We start from the raw sequence: 19,926 nt of genomic DNA on the forward strand, positions 1-19,926 counted from the left end.
CACTATACAAAAAAACCCATTCCGAAATCAGGAATGAGAATCTTATGTTAGTTGGCTATCAGCAACAATTAAAGTATGTACGTAAATTATTTAGATTCAGTGAAGTCTGCATCTATCACATCTTCAGAAGAGGAATTACTGCCATTACCTTCACTAGAGGTACTAGCATTAGATGTGTTATCAGCACCAGAAGAATCCTGTTGGTACATGTTACTGCCTATGGAGAATAAGGCCTGCTGTAGTTCAGGTGTTAACTTCTGGATATGTTCATCATCTTCCCTCGTAATTGCTTCTCGTAAGTCTTTCACTAAACCTTCTATCTTGGCTTTATCATCTGCAGGTACTTTATCACCAAGTTCTTGAATTTGTTTCTCAGACTGGTAAACCAAGGAATCTGCTTGATTCTTTCGATCAATTTTCTCTCTACGCCCTTTGTCTTCTACTGAATGGGACTCAGCCTCTTGAACCATCCGCTCTACATCAGACTTATCAAGAGTGGAAGCACCAGTAATACTGATAGACTGCTCTTTACCAGTACCTTTATCCTTTGCAGTTACATTGAGGATACCATTAGCATCTATATCGAAGACAACTTCAATTTGAGGCACGCCACGAGGTGCTGGTGGTATGCCATCTAGACGGAAAGTTCCTAGACTTTTATTGTCGGTGGACATTTCCCGTTCCCCTTGGAGTACATGAATTTCCACATTGGTTTGCCCGTCCACTGCCGTTGAGAATACTTCCGACTTTTTAGTGGGAATAGTGGTGTTGCGAGGGATAATTTTGGTCATTACACCACCAAGGGTTTCTACCCCTAATGATAATGGTGTTACATCTAATAAAAGGATACCAGTGACATCACCACCAAGAACACCTCCTTGGATTGCTGCACCAACAGCTACTACTTCATCAGGGTTAACGGTTTCATTTGCCTCTTTACCAATTACCCGCTTTACCAACTTCTTAACAGTAGGAATTCTTGTGGAGCCACCAACCAAAACCACTTCATCAATGCTACTCTTGTCAATCTTTGCATCGCGAATGGCATTTTCTACAGGTATGCGACAGCGATCAATTAAATCAGAACAAATTTCCTCAAATTTAGCACGGGTGAGGTTTGTATCTAGATGCTTTGGTCCGTTCTGAGTAGCGGTAATAAATGGCAAGTTTATTTCCGCCTGGGTAACACTTGAAAGTTCAATTTTTGCCTTTTCTGCAGCTTCTGTTAAGCGCTGTAAAGCCTGTTTATCCTTCCTGAGATCAATACCTTCTTGTCTGTTAAACTCTTCCGCTAAAAAGTCAACTATTTTCTTATCAAAATCATCACCACCAAGATGAGTATCACCAGAGGTTGATAGTACTTCAAAGACACCATCACCAACTTCTAATACAGATACGTCAAATGTACCACCACCAAGGTCAAATACGAGGATAGTTTCGTTACTTTTTTTGTCTAGACCATAAGCTAGGGAAGCTGCTGTAGGTTCATTAATAATTCTTAGCACTTCCACACCTGCTATCTTACCAGCATCCTTAGTAGCTTGACGCTGAGAATCGTTAAAGTAGGCAGGAACGGTAATTACAGCCTGGGTTACTGTTTCACCTAAATACTTGCTTGCATCATCGACCAGCTTACGCAATACCTGGGCAGAAATTTCCTCAGGTGCAAACTGCTTGCTAGCCTGTGGACAATCTAAACGGACATTACCATTATTACTGAGGACCTTGTAAGAGACTTCTGTGGCTTCATGGGTGATTTCTTCAAATTTACGTCCAATGAAGCGTTTTACAGAATAAAAAGTATTTTCTGGGTTCATTACCGCTTGGCGTTTTGCAATTTGCCCTACCAAGCGATCGCCATTTTTGGCAAATGCTACCACACTGGGGGTGGTGCGAAAGCCCTCTGCGTTAGCTATAACTGTGGGTTTTCCACCCTCCATAACTGCCACGCAGGAGTTAGTAGTACCTAAATCAATTCCAACTACTTTTGCCATTGTTAGCTACTGGCTCCGTATAACTACAAAAAATTAATGAATAGGGTTTATAAAGTTTATAAAGGATAAAACCATTGAACCAACTGCTTTGAAAAACAGCTAGTTCAGCATAAATGCCTTTAATTTTTCCAGATGACCGTTGGCAGAAACCATTGGTAATTCAATCTATGCTGATATATATACTGAGCCTGTATGGCTAGTCCATGAAGGGTGGGTTTCCGAACCTTGATTAGGACGGTTAAACTTCAGGTGCATCTAGCCAGCTCATTTCAATGATTTACTTTACTTCGTATAATGTATGATAATTAACAGCTTCAGCCATTGGGGTGAACCGTAATATGAAAGTGGTGTTTGCCGTCAATTAATTTTAAGGTTCAACATTCCATCTTGGATTTTCATTTTTGTTCAAATGAACTTAATTTAAAGAGTTCTATAACGTCCGAGCTAGGTATTTTAAGAATAATTGAGACTTATCAATTACAAAATTCCAATTCCTATAGAGTTTCTAAAATATAACTGTTATCACTAACAACTACGAAAAAACTTAAACTCAGTCAATAGCCCAAAGGGGTATTGTTAAATTATGTATTTGCCAAAATTTGCATTGCCTAAATTAACTAATTAGGTCTTTAGTAGAAGCCAATCATATCAGGTAATAATGGATTATAGACAAATATAATCACAAGCTACAGCATATAATATGCCAAGAACTCAGAAGAATGATAACTTCATAGACAAATCCTTTACCGTAATGGCGGATTTGATCCTTAAACTTCTACCAGCTAATAAAAAGGCAAAGGAGGCTTTTGTTTATTACCGGGATGGAATGTCCGCACAAACCGAGGGCGAATATGCAGAGGCCTTAGAGAACTATGAAGAAGCTTTAAAGTTAGAAGAAGACCCTAACGATTGTGGCTATATTCTTTACAATATGGGATTAATTTACGCTAGTAATGGTGAGCGAGATAAGGCATTAGATTTATATCATAAAGCAATTGAATCGAATCCACGTCTCCCTCAAGCACTTAATAATATTGCTGTCATCCTACATTATGAAGGGGAACAGGCAAAACAACTAGGAGAAGAAGAGAGAGGAGAAGCATTGTTTGATCAAGCTGCTGATTATTGGGTAAGAGCCATTCGTATGGCCCCCAATAACTATATAGAAGCACAAAACTGGCTGAAAACTACAGGTAGAATGGAAATAGATATATTCTTTTAGAGATTGTTAATAGTAGTTTATTCCGTATGGACTAAGTATAATAGATTTTGCTCATACGGAAATGATATTCCGAATCTCTTAAATAGCTTAAAATCCATAAACTACTTATCTTCAAATAGCAAGTACATTAAACTATATTTACCATCTGCAAAAATCAGTATGGTATATATCCACCAATAAATATGAGTGTTAAGATAAACTCAATTATCATTTGCATTTGTTCAAATTATTTTGAATTTATATTAATGTTATATGAGGTGAGAAAACATAATTATGATTGACAAGGAAGTAGTACGTAAAGTAGCCCATCTGGCTCGTTTAGAGTTAACACAGGCAGAAGAAGAAAAATTTACACCCCAGCTGGGAAGTATTTTAGACTATGTACAACAAATTAGTGAATTAGATGTTGATAATATTCCTCCTACAACTAGAGTATTAAATATCAGTAATGTTACACGTCCTGATGTACTCCAAACATATACAGAGAGGGAAGCTATTCTCCAAAACGCACCAGAGCAGGAAGGAGACTTTTTCAAAGTTCCAAAGATCATGAATAGTGAAAAATAAATGAAATATTATTAAATTTGTGGGTTACCTTTAAAAAATTAATTACCATGATCATACTATATGTAAACTAGATGTGGAAACTCAGTAGTTATACGTCAAATAAGTTAGTTTTTTGAATGGAAATTCATCATAAAGCTACATAAAACCTAGATAGCTAAAATTAATATTGGGATTATCTTTGTGAAGTAGGAGTATCCCATATCTTAATTGACTATGTTAAGCTAATTATTACTATTTGAATTGTATTATAGAGGTTAATGCAACAATATGTTAATCATCTCCTCGAAGCATAATTAATTGTTGGAATTCCCAATTATGACGAATTAATCGGAAATATTATTTCTCACTTCATAGGTAATTATCCTTCAGATTTTGGCAAAGTCTATCCAGAGATTATTTTTCAGAAATATTTAGGTCTGCTTGGCAATAATTAATGTTGATCTATTATCCTGATTATTGAATTAGTATCAAAGAGTGTTTGAGTCATTAAGTCTATTGCAAGTAAAGATTCTTGTTATTAAGTAGGCTTTTATAAATATATTTGATTAAGCAATAGATTTTCCCTAACATGAAACTGTTCTATGTACATTTAGAAAAACAGCAAAACTCTCATAAGTAAACTGAATACTGAATATTGAAATTTAATATCTGGATTATTCATGTGTTTTTTAATTAAAAATACAATTTGACAATTAATTATATAGAGTGGATCCTTTATGTTACTTAATATATTTGTAATACAACCTAGAATATTTTGATTCTAGGGAATAATCACATTGGTTGAGCTAAATTCTTAAACCTAGTATACTGCGAATCAAATAATAGTCTGGTTGTACCAGTTGGACCATTGCGGTGTTTAGCAATAATTACTTCTGCAATACCCCGATCTGGGCTATCACTATTATAATAATCATCACGATAAAGCATAATTACTAAATCTGCATCTTGTTCTATACTTCCACTTTCTCTCAAGTCTGATAACATGGGGCGTTTGTTAGTGCGGCTTTCCACTCCACGACTTAACTGAGAAAGAGCAATTACTGGTACACTTAATTCCCTTGCTAAACCCTTAAGACTACGTGTAATTATTGATAGTTCTTGGACACGATTATCTCCTGTACCTTCCATGAGTTGTAAGTAATCAATAATTATTAATCCTAATTCTGTCTTAATTTCTGCTTGTAACCGGCGTGCTTGAGAACGCATCTCTGTCAATGTAATGTTAGGTGTATCATCTATGTAAATAGGCATTTCTGATAATATCCCTATCGCTTTACTTAAGGGTTCCCACTGAGATTGACTTATACGCCCGCTACGCAGATATCCACTTTCAATTCCAGCTTCAGCAGCTAATAATCGCTGTACTATTTGTTCTTTCGACATTTCTAAGCTAAAAAATGCCACTGGAAGTTTGTATGAAGTGGTTATATTATGAGCTAAATTCAAGCAGAATGCAGTTTTTCCCATTGAAGGTCTACCAGCTACAATTACCAAGTCAGAACGCTGAAAGCCATTGGTCATGGCGTCCAAATCATAGAAACCACAGGGGATTCCTGGTAAAGCAACTCCTTCATGACGTTTTTCAATGTCCTGAAATGTATTGATTAAGGTCTCAGCAATATGTACTAATCCAGATTTAGGACGCTCTTGGGTAAGACTAAAAACCTTTTGTTCTGCTTGATCTAAAATATTGGGTAGTTCTGTCTCTGTCTCATAACCTAACTGACCAATTTCATTTCCTACCTGAATTAATTTGCGCCGTAGAAATTTTTCCATCACCAAGCTGGCTAAGGCGTCAATATTAATTGCAGATACAGTACAATCTACCAAGTGGGATAGTTTAGCCCTACCACCCACTTTATTGAGTAGATCTTGGTCTATTAACCAATTTGTTATAGACAGCAAATCCGTTGGTTTGCCCTGATTATGTAGCCTCAATGCTGCTTGATAAATATCTTTGTGACTACTAATATAAAAAGCCTCTGCACTCAGACGATCATTAACTCTGCCAACTGCCTCTGGGTCGAGTATAATACCCCCCAATATAGCTTCTTCAGCCTCAATATTTTGAGGTGGTAAGCGATTAATAATATTGCCTTTAAAGCTAAGTTTATCAGACATAGAAAGGTTGCTGGGTCTATTAACATAAGTGATAAACTGATAACTCAAATTTCTAATTTTGAATTATCAAATTAAAAATCCTATAAACAATACTTTTCAGATTTGAGTCTAGTTAAAAGTAGTTCATGGTCTAATTAAGTATCAATGTAACCCATTTAGGGTAATACACGTATTAACCAGGACAAATGCTTCATTAGGTTGAGTAACTATTACATGATTTATGAAAGTATTTTTCAAATTGAACATAATCTTCTGAATTTTTATAACTTAAATTATTCTTTCAACATTATTTAAAAACTTCTAGAATCTAGCTCTAATAAGAATAGATGATATTTGGATAATCTCCTCTTGAAATACTTATGAGGACTATAGTCCCCAAATAGGCAAAGTTATCATAATGGATTTTAAAAGGGGGTATCAGATTTTTCTTTCAAATATATAAAACAGTTTTTCCTGCTGTAATTTGAGATAAATCAAGTATGTTGTAAATTATTTCCAATAAGTGCCCTTCTATAATTACAGATAATAACCTTTAGGTCATAATTGATTTAATTCACCAAGGTACCATCATAAACAAGTTAAAATATATGGTAATGATACCAGTTAGGGAGTAAGCAATTCAAAATTTAATAGCGGCAAGAAATTTGCTTCTGAAATATGTTAATACTTGAATTCTTAGCATAAGATAACATGCAAAGCTTCTATTTTTTCTATGAAAGTATAGAAAAAATAGATCTTTTCTACTTGAGTTACCGTATAAACTCTGGCTGATAAAATATCATTAAAGTTTCTTGTGCTTGGGGTAGAATTAGCTGTAGACGCAACACAGTAAATTAACTCTGCAAATGAGCATCGTTTACTTTAATAATTGGCCAATACATTTTCAAGAGTTGATAAATATAGGAATCATAACTAAACGAACCCCTGATTAGCTTTCATAAAAAAGCGATTATGAGTTTATCAAATGTTAAACTGAAACCAAATGTACTTTACGATGAAATGAATTTTGAATTGTTATGGCTGGTTGGTGATAGTAATAAATCTTCACCTTTAGTAATGTTTTTTTGGTTATTACAAGATATATAGCCCAATAATAAAGTATTAAAACTTTGGGGAACAACTACCATGAACTTCTGCTATTGCCAATCTTCAATAATTGGGGTTCTTGCAAGAGGTTATTTTGTAATTGTAACGGTTTTATTCTCTTCTGCAGCTTGAATATTTTGCCCTAATACCTAGTAGTTCACCAAGTTGAACAAACGAGATAACTTAAATACTAGCTGATCCATTGGACTTTATTTTTGACCTAGTCCTAGATTAAACAATATTTTTTAAACTCGAACAAGTGTAATTATTATGCATCGTATAAGTACCATATCAGGGGAATGGAACCCTTTATCTGATGGTGTAACTTTTATGGAGCAAACACCAGCCGACTTAGTTCTGCTAACTGCAGCTGATACTGATATTCAAACTTTGGCTGCGGCCATTCCAAAACTGCCAGATGATTTTCCAACTTTAAGAGTTGTTAACCTCCTTAAGCTAGAGCATCAAACAAGTATCGATGTTTATGCTGAAGAAGTGTTAGAGTTTGCTAAAGTGATTATTGTACGTTTATTAGGAGGATATTCTTATTGGTCTTATGGCTTAGAAGTGATAGAAGAAATAGTACAACGTCAGGGTATAAGCCTGATTCTGATTCCAGGGGATGATATTTTGGATGCCGAACTAATTAGTCATTCAAATTTGCCTTTGGTTACTATCAATCGAATCTGGTCTTATTTCTGTGAAGGTGGTACAGATAATATTTCCAATGCTTTACAACTTATCACTGATATCTGTCTTTCGACAAAATATAATCCATCTCCTCCTCATGTAATACCAAGAATTGGAATCTATAAGTGGAAGAGGATGATAAATATGGAGGAAAATCATGCTCCTATTTGTTGTTATCTCCCCTTTCCTTCTAAAATTGGCGTTATTTTTTACCGTTCTCATTACCTAGCAGGTAACACCAAAGTAATTGATGCTTTATGTACAGCGTTGGAAGAATGCAACTTAGAACCTATCCCAGTATATATATCTTCCCTACGGGAATTTGATGTTCAAGCAAATTTAATTGAGTTGTTTCAACCCAGGAAAAAGAAGCCTGTCTCCTTAATATTGAATACCACAAGTTTTTCTATGGTCCGTTTAGACGTAGAAGCCCCTCAAACTAATTTGTGGCAAAAGTTAGATATTCCGGTGTTTCAAGTAATTCTCAGTGGAAGCTCCCAATTCCAATGGGATTCACAATGGCAAGGACTTTCACCACGAGATATTGCTATGAATGTGGCTTTACCAGAGATGGATGGAAGAATTATTAGTCGTGCAATTTCCTTTAAAGCTTTACAAACGCGTAACTCCTATTTAGAAACAGATGTGGTAACTTATGAACCAGTAAGTGATCGCATTTATTTTGTAGCTAATCTTGCTGCCAATTGGGCACGTCTACACTCCAAATTGAGATCACAACGACGCATTGCCCTGATTTTGGCAAATTATCCCACTCGCAATGGTAGGATCGGAAATGGCGTAGGTTTAGATACCCCAAGTAGTTGTGTAGAGATTCTCAAGGCTCTAAAAACAGAAGGGTACTCTTTAGAAGACATACCAAGTAATGGGGATGATTTAATAAAGTTATTAACTTCTGGTGTGACAAATGATCCTGAAGCCAAAGAATTGCGTAATGTTTTTCAAAGTGTTTCTCTTTCCAAATATAAGGAATACTTTGTTACCTTACCTGTGAAAATTCAGGATTCAATTATACAACGTTGGGGAGTACCTGACAAACAAGCTAATTTCCCGGAAGCCTTTTCTCCTAGACCTGGCTTTTTAGACTCTCACTCTTCATACTTTCCTATCTCAGGTATTCAACTGGGTAATGTCTTCATTGGTATTCAACCAGCACGTGGTTACGATATCGACCCCAGCTTGAATTATCATTCTCCTGATTTAGAACCTACTCATGAATATTTAGCTTTTTATTACTGGATACGAGAATGCTTTGGTTCTGATGCAGTCATTCATGTGGGAAAACATGGAAATTTAGAATGGCTACCCGGTAAAAGTATTGCTTTGTCAAGTAATTGCTATCCGGAAATTGCTATGGGAGCACTACCCCATCTATATCCCTTCATTGTTAATGATCCTGGGGAGGGCTCTCAAGCAAAACGCCGAGCTCAAGCCGTAATAATAGATCATCTCACTCCGCCTCTTACTAGAGCAGAACTTTATGGAGATTTACAAAAATTAGAAAATCTTATTGATGAATACTATGAAGCTGAAAGTTTAGATCCTAGCCGTTTGCCAGCAATTAGCAACTACATTCAGCAATTAATTACACAACAAAATCTTAATCTAGATTTAGGGATTACCAATGGATTAGAGGAGTTACAAATAAACCATATGGATGGGTATCTGTGCGAACTTAAAGAAGCTCAAATCCGGGATGGCTTACATATTTTTGGTCAATGCCCTCAAAAAAATCAACTAAGAGACTTGATTGTTGCAATTGCTCGTCAACCGAATCAGCACCACCTAGGCATTACCCGCAGCTTATCAATAAATTTAGGTTTAGACTTTGACCCCATCTCTGATGATTTAAGCACAATCCTTTCGCTGCATAGTAAGCAAGTTTTGCTCAATACATATAACAAAACTTGCTATACCATTGGTGATGCCTTAGAACTTCTAGAACAAAAAGTTGCAAGTTTAGTAGAGAACATTATAGAAATAGCAAGTGATACGAAGAATGGGAAAGGTGAAGAGGAGAAGGAAATTATATTCTCTCAATTCTCTTCTAACCCTCCACTCTCTAACTCCTTAAACTGGATAAGTGATTATCTTCTTCCTGCCTTACGACAAACTCATAATGAAATTACTAATCTCATCCAGGGCCTGGATGGTAAATATGTACCCAGTGGTCCTTCTGGTGCGCCCACCAGGGGTAGACCAGAGGTTTTGCCAACGGGAAAGAATTTTTACTCTGTAGATATACGCGCTCTGCCTACAGAAACTGCTTGGGATATAGGCCGGAAAGCTGCTGAGACTTTAATCGAAAATTATATACAAGAGAATGGAGAGTACCCAAAAGCACTAGGAATATCTGTTTGGGGAACTGCTACTATGCGAACTGGGGGAGATGATATTGCCGAAGCCTTGGCATTATTGGGAGTTAAGCCAGTATGGGATAGGACGGCGAGACGAGTAATAGATTTTGAGATTTTACCTCTAACAATTTTAGGTCGTCCTAGGGTTGATGTAACACTACGTATTTCTGGTTTTTTTCGTGATGCTTTTGCAAATTTAGTCGATTTATTTGATCGCGCTGTGGTATCAGTTTCAGCTTTGGATGAACCAGTCGAACAAAACCCTTTAGCGGCTCAAGTGAAACAAGAAACTGATTATTGGAAAAAACAAGGCCTAGATTTATCTACAGCCAAACAGCGCTCACAATACCGAATTTTTGGTTCTAAGCCAGGAGCCTATGGAGCTGGGCTTCAAGGATTAATTGAATCCAAAAATTGGGTTAATGATGAAGATTTAGCTCGTGCTTATATAAATTGGAGCTGTTATGCTTACTCGAATCAAGCAGGGGAAGTGCAGCATTTCGACAGCACAGGAAAAAATCTATCTAATACCTCCTCATCTCTTCATTCTCATTGGGGAAAATCTGCCCCAGAGGCATTTGAACATCGACTGAAAAATATGGAGGTGGTACTACACAATCAGGATAACCGGGAACATGATTTACTTGACTCAGATGATTATTATCAGTTTCAAGGGGGACTAACATTAGCAGTCCGTTCTGTTAGAGGGCAAAACCCACAAATTTACTTTGGGGATCACTCCTTGCCAAATAAACCCCGTATCCGTCTACTCAAAGAGGAAATAGCTCGCGTCTATCGTTCTCGTGTCATTAATCCCAAGTGGATTGCTGGAGTTATGCGCCATGGGTACAAAGGTGCATTTGAAATGGCAGCTACGGTAGATTATTTATTTGCTTATGATGCTACTACCAAATGTGTGGAAAACTTCATGTACCAAGGTATTGTCGAAGCTTATCTCATTGATTCCCAAACTTTCCAATTTATTTTGCAACACAACCCCTATGCTTTACGTGATATTGCTGAGAGAATATTAGAGGCAAGTCAACGTGGCCTATGGCATGATGCAAATATACAAACCTTAGAAATACTAAGAGATATAGTTCATCAAGCTGAAGCCGCAATCGAGGGGAACACAGTAGTGTAAGAAAAACCTATGAATAACATTGCGTATTTAAACGTATTCTGCCTAAGAAGACAGCCTATCTCTAGAATTTATTAAAAATAGTCTAATTTCCCAATCAAAGTTCACTGATTAGAAACCTTTTTTAAGCAAAGCATGGAAATATCTTTTGCCTTTAGTTTTTAAATTACCAATTCTTAATATCGTTTGCCATTGCTTCATAACAGTGAAATCAGGGGAAATCTGTAAGGAAATTACAACAAAAATTAGAAATAGCCGGTCTTTTATAAGGCAAATATTACCCAATTATTTGATTGTCATACAGAAAATGCAACTCGTCGTTTACATCAAGTTACAAGTTAATAACTGATCTGCTGACCGATGCTATTGGCACTAAAACCTTGCAGAATTTAGAAAGTCTTTCTGCACCAACTCTGAGTTACTAGCACTACCAACCCAACAAACTATCATCAGCGACTGCCCAAACTAAGAAAATCATCATGTTACCAACGGCTAAAAATCCTACAAACAGTAAATTCCTTTTTCATGGTGTGAAAGGTAAAGAAGTAAGTTTCTTACAACAGAAAATAACAAGTGTATTTAATAATTATGGCAATACTTATGGGATTTTTGGTCCCATCACAAAAAAAGTAGTGAAACAGTGTCAAGCTAATTAGAACCTTGATAGATATAAAATTGTTGGACCAGCAAATAGAAATAGGTTGCCTCCTTTTAGTATTAGCTATCGGGAATCTATCTTCAAGATTAAGAGAATTAATAGTAATAGACTATACATCAGAAATTGTGGCGAACCTGTCAGAGTTTTACAAATACAATTAATTAAAGTCAAATATTTTAAAAGATACAATTATTTAGCAGCAAATTGTATTGCTTATCCTATAAACCACGGCAACCTTTATAGTCTAATTAACAAAAATAGCCAAGGAAGATTTAATATTTTAGAAGTCTAAAGAATACTATATTAAAAAGGTTTCTATAAAGTACCCATAAATGGAAAGTTGGAGAGAGAAACTAAGAAATCAATTAACAATGCCCAGAAATTGGATTTGATTAGTTTAAAAGACGTTAGAAATGATTCTTTCTAACGTCTTTGGGAATTTGTTTAAAAATGTTTTATCGCCCAAAAAATTTTCTTAAAGTTAAGATTTTCCCAAACCCCAATTTCTGTCAAGAGCTTTAAATTAAGCTGGCACTAAAGCTCTTTGACACCTGGGACAAATTGCATGAATAGTTAATTGACAATCCAGTAATTGATATCCTTCTTTTTGTGCAGTTTTTGTGCCAATTTTTAGTATTGAATCATTCTTAAATTCAATTGTCATGTTACATCTGGTACAAATTAGATGATGGTGATGATGAGGATAGGGTTGATTGATTTCATAATGCTTGTGACCTTCTCCCAACTCCAATTCTCGCAAGATACCCATCCGCGCCATTAACTTAAGAGTACGATAAATGGTTGACAAGCTGATTCCTTCACCATCATGCTCCAAACGTTGATGTAGATCTTCTGCACTCAAATGTTCTCCTTGAGGTAAATCTTGAAAAATTTGTAAAATTGTTTCTCTCTGAGGAGTTAAACGCCAGCCGTGTCCATTCAGTTCTGCCTTCAGTGAAGCAGAATTGTAAATACTCATACTAATATTTCTCAATAAATCCCACTAATTGAGAATATAGCAAATCATTTCAACTTTTTGCAATAAAAAATACTTATTGCAAATAAGTAGCAGCTTCTTTAGCGGTTTTTATTAGTATTTTTTGTATTTATATAAGATTTTATAAGCAAATTGTATTCATCTATTTGTGAATAGAATAAAGTTATTTTTTATAAGCTGTTGAGATTAATAAGCAAGAGACAGTCCATAACTACTTACAAGTGAGGGTTTATGAATAAAATAAACTTTTTGTTAGAATTACTGGGAAACAAGAGAGGATAGAAGTTTACTTGCAAGATGCGGATAATTATAGACTGAACAGAAAGCTTATCATTTGAGGCTTTCCTTGGGTTTATATTATTAGTCTTCATCACTACATACTCAACAACTAGTAAAGTAAGGATTTACCTGAAATGTTGTATACCCCAGAAAAGGCACAAGGGTTATTAAATTGGCTCAAGATAAAATATGGACAAAATAGATAGTTGAGTTAATTGGGTATGTTTCCTGGGAACGCTTTTGCTAAGGGAAAACTCTGTGGTAATTTAGGTGTATTTTGCTACTATTGAATCTAGTACTGTTTGGAGTGCTCAATACTCATTTACACTAAATCATTGGGATAACCTGAGTTTTTATCTCAGTAACATAGTTACTGACTATTGACGAATTGGGAATTAATGATTAGCCTGGTTCAAGGATACTCAGTTTAACGTAATAGTTAGAGAAGGCGCAATTCCTTGCGCCTCTGATATTAGTTGATTTTACCAGGTATTGAGCAAGTTATATTATTAACTAAGTGAGTGACTCCATATAGTCACGGATAAGATTGCGTCGCTTGGGTTGACGCAATTTTTGTAAAGCCTTGGATTCAATTTGTCTCACTCTTTCACGGGATAATTCTAACGCCCTTCCAATTTCAGCTAGGGAATAGGGATGACCATCAGCTAAACCAAATCGCATCAGAATAACATCCCTTTCCCTAGTAGTTAAATCTGCCAAAATATTTTGCAAATCCCTTTGTAAGGATTCCCGCATTAGCATGTCTTCTGGAGTAATACTGTCAGTTTCAAGTAATTCTCCTAGTTCAGTATCTTTATCTTTTCCCACCTTAGTTTCTAAAGAAACAGAACGGGGCACTCGCAATAATATCTCACGGACCTGGGTGGGAGTCATTTCTAACTCTACTGCCAAATCTTCCAAAGTGGGAGTATATCCCTTCTCTTGGGAGATTTTGCGTTGAGCTTTTTTTATTTTGTTTAATTTTTCGGTAATATGAACAGGAAGGCGAATAGTACGACTAGAAGTCGCTATTGCTCTAGTAATACCTTGACGAATCCACCAATAAGCATACGTACTAAAACGATAACCTTTGGTTGGGTCAAACTTGTCAACAGCTCTTTCCAAGCCCAAAGTACCTTCTTGTACTAAGTCTAAAAGTTCCAAGCCACGGTTTTGATACTTCTTCGCAACAGATACAACAAGACGAAGATTAGCCTTAATCATGTGTTCTTTTGCCTGAATTCCTGCTGATTGGATTTTTTCCAACTCTTTTACTGTCAGATTGGTAACCTCTGCCCATCGGCGTTTTCCTTGGGTAAGAAGGCGTTTGAGTTCAAATACATCCATATTGGCAGTTCTAGCCCAACGCTCCAAAGATGGACGATATCCTAGCTCTGATGCTAGTCTCTCTTGAGCTTCAATCAAGCGTAAGTAGGGTTGTAGAATTTCATCTCCTTTTTTTGCCTTATTAGACAACAAAACCCGCAGTTTTAAACAGCGTTGTACTTTTTGAGCTTCAGAAACTTCTTCATCTCTTCCCAATAAACGGACACGACCGATTTCCTGCAAATACAGACGCACTAAATCTGTACTACGGCGGCTTGAATTTGGTACTAGGTAAGCTGGGTCTTGTTCTAGAGAAACAGTTGCTAGTTCTTCCAATTCTTCTTCGCTGACTGACAAATCAGCTTCATTGGGGTTATCATCAATAATGAATTCATCATCAAAACCCTGAGCAGGATTTTGTGTTTTATCAGTGGTATCCACGTAACAAAATGTTGCTGGCATAAAGTATCGTCTTAATAGCTCCAGGTAACAATAGATTACGGTCAGCTAATTAGCTTTTGCTATTGTTCCCTTGATTTCTCATGAAATAACACAAATTTTGTTTTTTTTAGAATCAAACAGCTAGTTGTATTGAATATAAGTGTTTTAAGAATTATGAAATTGCAAATATCTGATTTTAGTTATACAATTACTAAATATATATTATATCAATAATATCTAGATATATTATGTTTAGTGGGTAATAATAGATAGCAAACTTTACCAACTAAGTTTCATTTTCCTGTTACAAGTTTAAAAAATAACAAACACTTACTTTTTTGCTCAAGAATTTTTTTATAGTAATGTATTTGCATGATTAGGTTCTCCACTTTATAAAGTGGGAATATGTCACTATTTAGCAATTTTCAAAATCCAAGTTCATTGTTGATATTCTGGTTTGATATCCCGCAACATTAACCCTTCCAGGGCTTCTTTAGGTGTGACCTGAGCTTGCAACAAGCAATATACTTGTTCTGTGATTGGCATGGATATATCTCCTCGTTGTGAGCATTGCTTTAAAACTGTGGTTGTGTTAATCCCCTCTGCTGCTCCTTGTAAGTTGGCCAGAATTTCTTGTAGATTCCGACCACCAGCTAACTGATAACCTACCTGATAATTGCGACTGAAAGGACTATTGCAAGTAGCAATTAGATCGCCTAAACCAGATAAACCATAAAAAGTTTCCTGTTGTGCTCCCCAATGAACACCAATACGTACCATTTCTGTTAATCCACGAGCAACCAACGCTGCCTTCGCATTAGTACCTAGTTGAAGACCATCACAAACACCAGCGGCAATCGCCACAACATTTTTTAAGGTTCCACCTAATTCTACCCCTAAAGGATCAAGGTTAGTATAGACTCGAAAACGATTTGAAGAGAATATCAACTGTACTTTTGATGCAGCAATAGCAGTGTTACTAGCAACTACTGTTGCTGCAGGTAACCCTTTTTCTATTTCCTTCGATAAATTAGGACCAGAAAGTACGACTATAGGATTCCTTGGGAAAGTATCTTGCCAAATTTGGCAAGGTGTACGGGCCGTTTGAGGATCTAAGCCTTTGGTTGCTGAGACAAAAATGGTTTGGGGAGATAGGGTTAACCCCTGAAGCTGCTCAATAACATCCCGTATTCCTTGCATAGAGATAGCTGAGACAATAACCTCCGCATCCCTAACAGCCCTTGTCAAGGATAAATTACTCCTACGGGACCACATATTAACATCATAACCGTTAGCTAAGGCAATGGTTGCTAGATTGCTTCCCCATGCACCTGCTCCAATAACAGTAATCAATTTAAATTCTAGATTCTTACACTCTAACTTAAGATTCTATCTGAAATCTGTTGCAATCAAAAAGCACTCATGAATCACATGTAATTTTCTGAAGAAGAGTATTATCAATTTATTCCATAAAAGGTGAAGATTGTTTGAACGTATAAATTATATTTCTTATAAAACTTGTGATATCTGAATTATCTTATCATTAATTAGACTGTACTTATTTAATAGTGATTGCACTTATTTAAAAACGAAATTCCACTACACCACTAAAATTTGCTTAACCTAATTACGGTGAAAGTAATGTATTCGAAAGCCTTTAATACATTCATTAATTGCATTAAAACTAAAATAATCATAATTATTGTTTTAGTTGAGCATTTATTTTTGTAGCGTTCAATGTGACAAACAGACCACCAGTCATACCTTCCTGACTTTAATTTACTACTGTCTTACCAAGTCTTTATAGAGATAAATTTTTGTTCTGCTAGAAGAATTCAACTAGTATTTTTCTAGTTGTTGGGAATATTCAGTTAATGTGTTAAACATCAATAATATCTTGTTAAACCTCTTCATGATTAATTGGTAAAACCATATTTTCTAATAAATAACATAAAAGAAGGAAATTCCTTTACCTTATCTCTCTTAAATTTCAATTTAGTAGTTCCTCAATCTCTTATAGATGCAGATATATTAGAAATAGGGACTTTTACCACATATATGTAAGGAATCATCTCCGCCTTGCCAGCACTCACTAGTGCTTGATAAACAAAAGCCGCCACTTTAGCTCTGATGGCTTGATAGTTAGGGTTTATGGGCTTTATATTAGGATAGTTGACCACAATTTATTTTGCTGTTGCTGCAGATACGGCTGCTGTAGCTCAAGATGGGATTTCGGGAGCATCCTTGTATAAGGATAGAGGATTCTGATTGGGTTTAGTTAGCTCCAAGCCATTAGCTAAAGATACTAAGATCTGTACTTGAGAGACTAGTTATTCTGGTTTGAAGGTTTTGTTAGGATATCTAGAGAGGAACCCACCACAGGAAGTAGTTTGGATTGCTTGGTATCCCCAATAATTATTACTGACATCAGTAAATTCAACAACTGTTTGCTTTACTGATGGTAGCTGCAAATTGAGCGCGAGTGACTCCATCATTAGGTTTCAAAGTCCCATCAGGGCAACCAGTAATTATAATTTTTTTAGATAAAGCCTTAATTTATGTAGTTGACTACCTAATGACCAGCTGGTATATCCTTAAAATCAACAGTTGATTCAGGATATATTACTGTATTGGGAGCTATATAATCTACATGTCCTTGAAATTTATTAATGCTATTACCAATGGTAACAATAACATTGCTGGTGGCATTATTGAGGTCATGGCGTTTGTTGTTGCTAATCAAATTCTTACCAGGGTCCTCATTAGTTCCCAAATTGGGTAAACCTTGAGACACTATGATGATACCATCACGATTATTATTTTGAATGAGATTCCCCCGTAAAATGGGCTTTGCGGAATCTGAGATAAAAACCCCGTCTGTATTTTTGACAATTTGGTTCTTTTCCAAGCGAGGTTTTGAGTTATTGCCAATAGCTAAGCCAAAACCCGTATTCTGAAATAAATTATTACGAACTAAACCTTTAGCATCTTTGGTAATAGAAACCCCATTACCTTTATTTCCGGAGAAAATATTATTTTCAATAATGGGATTACCTGCTCCTGTAACAAATACTCCTTCTCTGACACTATTAATAAATGTGCTATTTTCAATGGTTGGGTTAGTTGACTCTATCCACACCCCAGTACCACGACTACCAGGGTTAGTCACAGTCACACCATTAATCGTACTGTTGTTTTCAGCTACAATAGTCACGTTTTGTCTGGCAAAAGTACGGCTGATATAGTTACCACTCCCAATAATTAGTATTGTCTCACCTTTAGTACTTTCATCTCCTAAGAGAGTAATTCCTGATTTAATATTCAGAGGAAAATACTCTCCAGTATTTTCACTATAATTCCCAGGTGATAGCTGAATAGTTGCACCAGGTTTAGCTATAGAAAGAGCAAATGATATAGTTTTATAAGGTACTTGCTCTGTAGCTACATCTCTATAGGTATCTGAGCCTATTTCTGGATTAACATATATCACATTTTTAGAATTTTGATTCTGCGCTATTAAACTTTCGTTAGTTCTTTGTTGATTAGCATTTACATCAGCTGATAATAGTATCATCCCACCAGAAACTATTAATAGAGCAGAGATTCCCGAAGACAAAAAGTAGAAATTTCTACCTTGGTTAATATTTAATCCCTGGTGTTTCATTTTAATTCCCATTTTCAAGTCCTTTAAAGACTAATGGATTTGTCTTGAAATATTTATATATAGTCCTATGGCTAGGGTAAAATCCCTAAGACCCCATATCTATCAGCTATGACTAGTATTAAAGTATCTGGGTTCCCTACGGAACAAAAGGTTTTCTACATTGAATGTTATTCTGCGTCCTTGAACATATGTGGTGTATCTACCAAAGAAAAATACGGATTAATAATCTGACTTAAAAGTTGTGCAGCACATATCCTTAATTTGTGCATAATCACGGATTTCATCCAGCCGTTTTCAGCCTATTTCTCACAAAAATATTTAGAAAGTCATTAGTTTTGAGCTTCTGCCTGACCTATTACACAAACTTACCTTTTTAGTTCGCTTTGCCAGATAATGGCTTTATATATTTCATGTATTAAAAGCTCATGGATTTCTTGTTTGGTTGTGCTATCTGGGCATATAAGGGCTGGGTAGGTGAATTATACCCACGAGGAACCCGCCCTGATAACTTCTTATATTTATATAGTCGCCGTTTCACTGCAGTAGAAGGAAACACCACTTTTTATGCTATACCTAGTACTAAAATAATTACCAATTGGGTAAGTCAAACACCTCCAGGATTTCAGTTCTGTCTGAAATTACCACGAGAAATTACGCACAATGGTCTGCTGGAGCCACAGATATCCTCTGCACTAAATTTTGTTCAAAGGATGACTATTATGGGTAAACATCTAGGACCAATGTTTGCTCAATTGCCACCTAGCTACTCACCACAATACCTAGGGGATTTAACTAAATTTCTCACAAACTGGCAAACAGATATAACTTATTTAGCATTAGAAGTTAGGCACCCAGATTGGTTTCGGGAACCTCATGCTAGTAATTTGACTGAACTATTAACAAAATTAAATATAGCAAGAGTATTATTAGACACTCGTCCAATTTATTCGGGGTATAAATATCCCAAAATGGATTCAGAAAGACGCAAACCCAAATTACCCCTAGTATTTCAAACCACAGCAACATTTACATTGATTCGATTTATTTCCCATCCCACTATGGAAATTAATCAGCCATTCATGAAAGAGTGGTTAAATTATATTCAACAGTGGTTGCATCAAGGAAAGCGGATTTACTTCTTTGTCCATTGTCCTGCAGAAGAACAATCACCCCATACTGCCTACTATTTTTATAAACTACTACATGAGACTGGGATCAATATTCCATATCTAAAATGGAATCAGACACAACAGACGCCTCAGCAATTGAGTTTGTGGTAAATACTATAGGGAAACTATTTCACTTTTAATGGGTATTCCACAAACTCTAATAGTACAATGTTTGAAAGTAGCTTTCTGTTACTAA

The 19,926-nt window shown here is 35.9% G+C and carries 14 protein-coding genes; 5 read left to right on the plus strand and 9 right to left on the minus strand.

All coding sequences use genetic code 11. The features are described from left to right. Positions 1-86 precede the first annotated feature (86 nt). Complete coding sequence (gene dnaK / locus RINTHH_RS00370) at positions 87-1,994, minus strand: molecular chaperone DnaK (protein ID WP_008231477.1); 1,908 nt, start codon at positions 1,992-1,994, stop codon at positions 87-89. Positions 1,995-2,694: 700 nt separating this feature from the next. Between dnaK and RINTHH_RS00375 the strand changes: the two genes are divergently transcribed. Both RINTHH_RS00375 and gatC read left to right on the plus strand, forming a co-directional pair. Further along, positions 2,695-3,216 (plus strand): photosystem I assembly protein Ycf3, encoded by a 522-nt coding sequence (locus RINTHH_RS00375; RefSeq protein WP_008231478.1) that lies wholly within the window; start codon positions 2,695-2,697, stop codon positions 3,214-3,216. A 273-nt stretch (positions 3,217-3,489) separates the two neighbouring features. Next, positions 3,490-3,783 carry an Asp-tRNA(Asn)/Glu-tRNA(Gln) amidotransferase subunit GatC gene (gatC, locus tag RINTHH_RS00380; protein WP_008231480.1) on the plus strand — a complete coding sequence of 98 codons (294 nt, stop codon included), beginning with the start codon at positions 3,490-3,492 and terminating at the stop codon, positions 3,781-3,783. Positions 3,784-4,554: 771 nt separating this feature from the next. On the opposite strand, the gene dnaB is transcribed toward gatC, so the two are convergent. After that, complete coding sequence (gene dnaB / locus RINTHH_RS00385; RefSeq protein ID WP_008231482.1) at positions 4,555-5,904, minus strand: replicative DNA helicase; 1,350 nt, start codon at positions 5,902-5,904, stop codon at positions 4,555-4,557. A 1,356-nt stretch (positions 5,905-7,260) separates the two neighbouring features. On the opposite strand from dnaB, the gene cobN reads away from it, so the two are divergent. Then, a complete protein-coding gene (gene cobN, locus RINTHH_RS00390; RefSeq protein ID WP_008231491.1) occupies positions 7,261-11,199 on the plus strand; it encodes a cobaltochelatase subunit CobN in 3,939 nt (1,312 codons plus the stop codon). Positions 11,200-11,675: 476 nt separating this feature from the next. Then, positions 11,676-11,852 carry a peptidoglycan-binding domain-containing protein gene (locus RINTHH_RS10585; RefSeq protein ID WP_008231492.1) on the plus strand — a complete coding sequence of 59 codons (177 nt, stop codon included), beginning with the start codon at positions 11,676-11,678 and terminating at the stop codon, positions 11,850-11,852. Positions 11,853-12,377: 525 nt separating this feature from the next. Here RINTHH_RS10585 and RINTHH_RS00395 read toward each other — a convergent pair. The 7 genes from RINTHH_RS00395 to RINTHH_RS00410 all read right to left on the minus strand — a co-directional run bounded on the left by RINTHH_RS00395 (position 12,378) and on the right by RINTHH_RS00410 (position 18,573). Next, positions 12,378-12,833 carry a Fur family transcriptional regulator gene (locus tag RINTHH_RS00395; RefSeq protein WP_044304268.1) on the minus strand — a complete coding sequence of 152 codons (456 nt, stop codon included), beginning with the start codon at positions 12,831-12,833 and terminating at the stop codon, positions 12,378-12,380. 810 nt (positions 12,834-13,643) lie between these two features. Further along, a complete protein-coding gene (gene sigC, locus RINTHH_RS00400) occupies positions 13,644-14,918 on the minus strand; it encodes an RNA polymerase sigma factor SigC (protein WP_008231494.1) in 1,275 nt (424 codons plus the stop codon). A gap of 417 nt (positions 14,919-15,335) precedes the next feature. Next, positions 15,336-16,250 carry an NAD(P)H-dependent glycerol-3-phosphate dehydrogenase gene (locus tag RINTHH_RS00405; RefSeq protein ID WP_008231495.1) on the minus strand — a complete coding sequence of 305 codons (915 nt, stop codon included), beginning with the start codon at positions 16,248-16,250 and terminating at the stop codon, positions 15,336-15,338. Between the two features lie 653 nt (positions 16,251-16,903). Continuing rightward, a complete protein-coding gene (locus tag RINTHH_RS11415; RefSeq protein WP_008231497.1) occupies positions 16,904-17,077 on the minus strand; it encodes a hypothetical protein in 174 nt (57 codons plus the stop codon). Between the two features lie 150 nt (positions 17,078-17,227). Continuing rightward, complete coding sequence (locus RINTHH_RS11420) at positions 17,228-17,392, minus strand: S-layer homology domain-containing protein (protein WP_331270880.1); 165 nt, start codon at positions 17,390-17,392, stop codon at positions 17,228-17,230. Further along, positions 17,334-17,453: an S-layer homology domain-containing protein gene (locus RINTHH_RS11425; RefSeq protein ID WP_331270882.1), complete on the minus strand. Its 120-nt coding sequence runs from the start codon at positions 17,451-17,453 to the stop codon at positions 17,334-17,336. Before RINTHH_RS11425 ends, RINTHH_RS11420 begins: the two co-directional genes overlap by 59 nt. Before the next feature lie 16 nt (positions 17,454-17,469). Beyond that, positions 17,470-18,573, minus strand: a complete 1,104-nt coding sequence (locus tag RINTHH_RS00410; protein WP_331270881.1) for a DUF1565 domain-containing protein — start codon at positions 18,571-18,573, stop codon at positions 17,470-17,472. Positions 18,574-18,986: 413 nt separating this feature from the next. Here RINTHH_RS00410 and RINTHH_RS00415 point away from each other — a divergent pair, with 413 nt between their 5' ends. Beyond that, entirely contained in the window at positions 18,987-19,841 is an 855-nt protein-coding gene (locus RINTHH_RS00415) for a DUF72 domain-containing protein (RefSeq protein WP_008231511.1), read from the plus strand. Positions 19,842-19,926 lie beyond the last annotated feature (85 nt).

Source organism: Richelia intracellularis HH01 (assembly GCF_000350105.1).
GTDB lineage: Bacteria > Cyanobacteriota > Cyanobacteriia > Cyanobacteriales > Nostocaceae > Richelia > Richelia intracellularis.

Excerpts from the sequence above, each read along its gene's own strand:
- dnaK (WP_008231477.1), bottom strand. The coding sequence starts at position 1,994 with ATGGCAAAAGTAGTTGGAATTGATTTAGGTACTACTAACTCCTGCGTG.
- RINTHH_RS00375 (WP_008231478.1), top strand. The coding sequence starts at position 2,695 with ATGCCAAGAACTCAGAAGAATGATAACTTCATAGACAAATCCTTTACC.
- gatC (WP_008231480.1), top strand. The coding sequence starts at position 3,490 with ATGATTGACAAGGAAGTAGTACGTAAAGTAGCCCATCTGGCTCGTTTA.
- dnaB (WP_008231482.1), bottom strand. The coding sequence starts at position 5,904 with ATGTCTGATAAACTTAGCTTTAAAGGCAATATTATTAATCGCTTACCA.
- cobN (WP_008231491.1), top strand. The coding sequence starts at position 7,261 with ATGCATCGTATAAGTACCATATCAGGGGAATGGAACCCTTTATCTGAT.
- RINTHH_RS10585 (WP_008231492.1), top strand. The coding sequence starts at position 11,676 with ATGTTACCAACGGCTAAAAATCCTACAAACAGTAAATTCCTTTTTCAT.
- RINTHH_RS00395 (WP_044304268.1), bottom strand. The coding sequence starts at position 12,833 with ATGAGTATTTACAATTCTGCTTCACTGAAGGCAGAACTGAATGGACAC.
- sigC (WP_008231494.1), bottom strand. The coding sequence starts at position 14,918 with ATGCCAGCAACATTTTGTTACGTGGATACCACTGATAAAACACAAAAT.
- RINTHH_RS11420 (WP_331270880.1), bottom strand. The coding sequence starts at position 17,392 with ATGATGGAGTCACTCGCGCTCAATTTGCAGCTACCATCAGTAAAGCAA.
- RINTHH_RS00410 (WP_331270881.1), bottom strand. The coding sequence starts at position 18,573 with ATGGGAATTAAAATGAAACACCAGGGATTAAATATTAACCAAGGTAGA.
- RINTHH_RS00415 (WP_008231511.1), top strand. The coding sequence starts at position 18,987 with ATGGATTTCTTGTTTGGTTGTGCTATCTGGGCATATAAGGGCTGGGTA.